The organism is Pseudomonas sp. EL_65y_Pfl2_R96, assembly GCF_963970905.1.
Classification (GTDB): domain Bacteria; phylum Pseudomonadota; class Gammaproteobacteria; order Pseudomonadales; family Pseudomonadaceae; genus Aquipseudomonas.
Genome location: NZ_CAXAQH010000393.1, coordinates 1 through 434, shown reverse-complemented (window position 1 = coordinate 434; position 434 = coordinate 1). Strand labels below are relative to the sequence as shown.

The window sequence follows — 434 nt, the reverse complement described above, 5'->3', positions numbered from 1 at the left end:
TGGGGTCAGAGGCGCACCCCTCCGGGCGCGATCGGCGGCACAATTTCCGGAACGAACACGTTCGTTGGCCCCGCCGCGCCAAACACCCCCGCAACTTACACGGACGGCGAACAATACCTAGGCGTGAACACAAACGCCAACACGAGCGCCTCGACTCTTGACGTCGGTGGGCGAGGCGCAAAAACAATCAAGAACAACAAGTGCGAAACGATCTCTAGCGCCGGGGCGATCCCGACCGGAATCGTAGCTTTTACCTACGATGCAATCTGCGATGCGTGGCTCTACACTTCCAGTTACATCACCGCCAGCGTTCCAATTGAGGCTCAAATCCAGCTGGCCAATCGAGTCCGCACAAATTTGTGGGCTACTATCCCGGCGTGGGCAACCAACGACTATGTCACTAATTGGGCTGCCACAATTCGAGATAGCCTCAA

General features: G+C 57.1%; 1 protein-coding gene. It reads left to right on the top strand.

The window, feature by feature from the left end:
- On the top strand, positions 1 to 434 hold a 434-nt coding region (locus AACY49_RS31220), incomplete at both ends, for a hypothetical protein (protein ID WP_339528202.1).